4 protein-coding genes and 1 pseudogene are annotated in these 3,762 nt (G+C 67.4%); 3 read left to right on the forward strand and 2 right to left on the reverse strand.

Annotation, left to right across the window (positions count from 1 at the left end; all coding sequences use genetic code 11):
- On the reverse strand, positions 1-1,023 hold a 1,023-nt coding region (locus QMK22_RS17390; protein ID WP_283498921.1), incomplete at its 3' end, for an MFS transporter.
- A gap of 83 nt (positions 1,024-1,106) precedes the next feature.
- Positions 1,107-2,480: an MBL fold metallo-hydrolase gene (locus tag QMK22_RS17395; RefSeq protein WP_283498916.1), complete on the reverse strand. Its 1,374-nt coding sequence runs from the start codon at positions 2,478-2,480 to the stop codon at positions 1,107-1,109.
- Positions 2,481-2,592: 112 nt separating this feature from the next.
- Between QMK22_RS17395 and QMK22_RS17400 the strand changes: the two genes are divergently transcribed.
- The 3 genes and pseudogenes from QMK22_RS17400 to QMK22_RS17410 all read left to right on the forward strand — a co-directional run.
- Positions 2,593-3,285 carry an ArsR/SmtB family transcription factor gene (locus QMK22_RS17400; protein ID WP_283498917.1) on the forward strand — a complete coding sequence of 231 codons (693 nt, stop codon included), beginning with the start codon at positions 2,593-2,595 and terminating at the stop codon, positions 3,283-3,285.
- Positions 3,282-3,632 carry a DsrE/DsrF/TusD sulfur relay family protein gene (locus QMK22_RS17405; RefSeq protein WP_283498918.1) on the forward strand — a complete coding sequence of 117 codons (351 nt, stop codon included), beginning with the start codon at positions 3,282-3,284 and terminating at the stop codon, positions 3,630-3,632. The genes QMK22_RS17400 and QMK22_RS17405 overlap by 4 nt, the downstream gene beginning before the upstream one ends.
- 42 nt (positions 3,633-3,674) lie before the next feature.
- Positions 3,675-3,762 (forward strand): annotated as a pseudogene (locus QMK22_RS17410) (Cd(II)/Pb(II)-sensing metalloregulatory transcriptional regulator CmtR); the annotation flags it as partial.

The following is a 3,762-nucleotide window of genomic DNA, read 5'->3' on the forward strand; positions in this document are numbered from 1 at the left end:
GCCCACCGAGCGGGCTCGCCATTCGGGGTGCGCGACGTCGCCGATCGCGGCGAGCAACGTCGGGTAGACCATGGCGGTGCCGGCGCCGAGCAGCATGGCGGCGGCCAGCCAGATCCCGAAGCTGTTCCCGGCAGCGACCATGCCCAGGGCGACGGCCTGCACGAGCATGCCGCCGACGATCAGCCATTTGCGGCCGATCCGGTCGGAGAGGCCGCCGGTGATCAGCTGGCCGGCTCCCCAGACGGCCGGGTAGACGGCGGCCAGGATGCCGATGCGTTCGATGCTGAGCCCGGCGGCAGCGAACAGGATGGGGAACAGGCCCCAGGCCAGGCCGTCGTTGAGGTTGTTGACCATCCCGGCCTGGCTGATCGAGGACAGCGACTTGTCCCGGAAACTGGTGAGGGTGAACACTTGCCGGTCGCTGAGGGAGCCGGCGTGCGCGTGCACGGACACATGGTTGGCCGCTTCGACCTTCGCGTGGTGGCGAGTTTCGCGCACGAAGAGCACGGACAGTCCGAGGCCGAGGGCGATGAAGGCGGCGCCGAGCAGGAACGGGCCGGGGCGCAGCCCGTACTCGGCGGCGATGTATCCGGTGGCCAGGGCCGTGGCCGCGACGCCCAGGTAGCCGGCCGACTCGTTGAAGCCCATGGCCAGGCCCCGCTGTTTCGGGCCGACGAGGTCCATTTTCATGACCACGGTGGTGGACCAGGTCAGCCCCTGGCTGATCCCGAGAATCACGTTGGCGGCGACGATCCAGCCCCAGCTCGGGCCCACGATCAGCAGCAGCGGTACGGGTATGGCGATCAGCCAGCCGGCGATCAGCACGGGTTTCCGGCCGTAGCGGTCGGAGAGGGTGCCGGCGAAGTAGTTGGTGCCGGCCTTGGCAAGGCCGAACGCGAGGATGAAGGTCAACGCGCCGGTGTACCGGTCGAGGTGGAAGACCTCGTCCGCCAGCAGCGGCAACACCGTGCGCTCCTGGCCGAGGGTGCCGCCGACCAGCGCGTTGATCGCGACTAGCAGCATGAACTGGGGGAAGTTCTGCCTCAGGCCCAGGATGATGCCGCGGTCCGCGCCCTTCCGATCATCCGCAGTTTTCGGTGTCCGGCTCACAGTCCGGTCTCCAGCGAGCGACCCGCTTCGCGTGCCCAGTCCGCGGCGCCGCCGTTGAGCACGGCGACCTCGGTTCGGCCGCCGCGCTCAAGGATGCTGGCCGCGCTCATGGCGCGCTCGCTGTGTCCACACATGACGACGAGAGGACCTGCCGGCAGTTCGGAGAGGCGCTCGGCGAGACCGCCGAGTTCGACGTTCCGCGCAGCGGCCACGTGGCCGGCCACAAACTCAGACGCCTGACGTATATCGATCACGGCGGCGGATGCCTCGGCCCCGGAGACCAGGCCCCCGGCCTCGATCAGCGACCCGGTCGCCGTTGCTCCGGACTTCTGCCACGTCGGGAAGCCGCCCTCGAGTTCTCCCGCGAGAACGTCGAAGCCGACCTTCGCGGCCGCCCAGACGATGTCTTCGGGGTCCTGATCGGGCCCCCGCACGATGATGACCGGCCGGTCTGGGTCGGCCAGCCAGCCGAGCCAGGTCGCGAAAACGGGGCGCAACGCGATGGACAGTGAGCTGGGGATGTGGCCGGCGGCGAAGTCCGCAGGCTGCCGGGCATCCACGACCTGGGCGCCTTGCTCCTGAAGCTCCTTCACCCGGTCGGCGGAGAGAGCCGGCAAGGCCGGGGTGGCCCCGAGCACGACGGGGCCCCGCCGGTTGATCTCGCCGAGGCGCAGGAAGTAGCCCGGGAAGGTGCCGAGTGAACCGAGCAGTGCATCGACGAAGGCGTCCTCGCCGGAGACCTGGAGCAGTGGGTTGGTCGCCCGTTCGCGGCCGATTGTGGTTGTCCGTTCGCCACCGGCTGCGGCGGAGCAGAACGATCCGGCGCCGTGGGTGGGCCAGACCGGGGTGTCGTCGGGCAGGTCCATCAGCCGGTTCAGCGAGTGGTACTGGGCTCGGGCCAGCGGAACGGTCATGTCCGGGCTGACCAGGTCGGTGCGGCCGGCGGTTCCGACCATGAGCGACCCGCCGGTGAACACGCCGGCGATGCGTCCATTGTCGAGGAGCAGGTAGGAGAGGTGTTCGGGTGAGTGGCCGGGTGTCGCGAGTGCCTGCAGGGTGAAGCCGCCGAGGTCCAGGGTGTCGCCGTCGTTGAGCACGGTATGGGCGAATTCGCGCGGGCCGGCCTCGGGCGCAAGAACAGTGGCTCCTTCGGCGTGCTGCAGTTCGCGCACGCCGGAGATGAAGTCGGCGTGCAGGTGTGTTTCCGCGGCGTACGCGATGGTCAGTCCCAATCGCCGCGCCTCAGCGCGAACTTCGCGCAGGTCCCGTTCCGGGTCCACCACCAGTGACCTTCCCTGGCCGATGTCCAGGAGGTAGGTGGAGTTACCCAGCCCCTCATCAATGACGGGAACAAGATGCAGCGTCGCCATGTGTACGCACTCCTCAGATTGCACGACCCCGCCGGAAACGGGAAACTTCGATATTCCATAGAACCATGGATTACTAGAAGATACTAGTATGAGGGAAACCGGGAGGACGCACATGGGTGATCGTGAGAAGAAGTCGGCGCTGTTCGAGCAGTTCGCACGCGTCGGCAAGGCACTGGGCAGTGGCAAGCGCCTCGAGCTGATCGACCTGCTCGCACAGGGTGAACGCACGGTGGAATCGCTGGCGACCGCGGCTGGCCTGGGCCTGACCACCGCGTCCGCTCACCTGCAAACCCTCAAGCATGCGGGTCTGGTCACCACCCGGCGTGAGGGTACCCGGATTCATTACCAACTCGCCGGGGACGACGTCGCTCGGCTCTACAGCCTGGTCCGCACCGTCGCCCAGACGCACGTGTCCGACGTGGAACCGAAACGTATCGCCTACCTGGGGCTCGATGGGCCTGACTCGGCGGACGATGAGGCGCGAGAGGAGATCACCCGAGACGAACTGCTCGCCCGCGCCGCGGCGGGGACGGTCGTCGTGCTGGATGTCCGGCCACGGCTGGAGTACCAGGCCGCGCACATCCCCGGCGCCTTCTCCATTCCCCTCGAGGAACTCAGTGACCGGCTCGGTGAGCTGCCGCCCAGCCGTGACATTGTCGCCTACTGCCGCGGCGCGTATTGCGTGCTTGCCTACGAGGCCATCGACCTGCTTCGCGAGAGCGGCCGCCGAGCAGCCCGGCTGAACGAGGGCATGCTGGAATGGCGACTGGCCAACTTTCCGGTGTCCTCCGAGGCCGCAGCGTGAACATCCTCATCATCATCAATGGCGCCGCCTACGGTCAGGACACGACGTACAACGCGGTTCGTCTGGCGAAATCCTTGTCCAAACGAGACGAGGTCACGACTCAGCTCTTCCTGATGGGCGACGGCGTCACCGTGGCGATGGCCGGACAGAAGACGCCCGACGGCTATTACAAGCTGGACCGGATGCTCTCGACGGTCATCCGGCAGGGTGGCCAGATCCGATGCTGCGGCACCTGCATGGACGCCCGCGGCATCACGGACACCATGCTGACCGAGGGTGCCACCCGATCCACCATGGACGCCCTTGCTGACTGGACCATTGCCGCCGACAAGGTGCTCGTCTTCTAAACTCAGGCAACCACTCGTCACTGTTGACTGTATAGTCAGCGCATGCTGACTATTGCTTCCCGCCTCGATGTCATGAACCGGCTCGGCCGCGCAATGGCCGATCCGACCCGCTCGAGGATCCTGCTCACCC

It is taken from the genome of Cryobacterium sp. PH29-G1 (genome assembly GCF_030063365.1).
Lineage (GTDB): Bacteria > Actinomycetota > Actinomycetes > Actinomycetales > Microbacteriaceae > Cryobacterium.

What these genes read in the sequence shown, in the direction of transcription:
- QMK22_RS17400 (WP_283498917.1), top strand. Translation starts at nt 2,593, where the DNA reads ATGGGTGATCGTGAGAAGAAGTCGGCGCTGTTCGAGCAGTTCGCACGC.
- QMK22_RS17395 (WP_283498916.1), bottom strand. Translation starts at nt 2,480, where the DNA reads ATGGCGACGCTGCATCTTGTTCCCGTCATTGATGAGGGGCTGGGTAAC.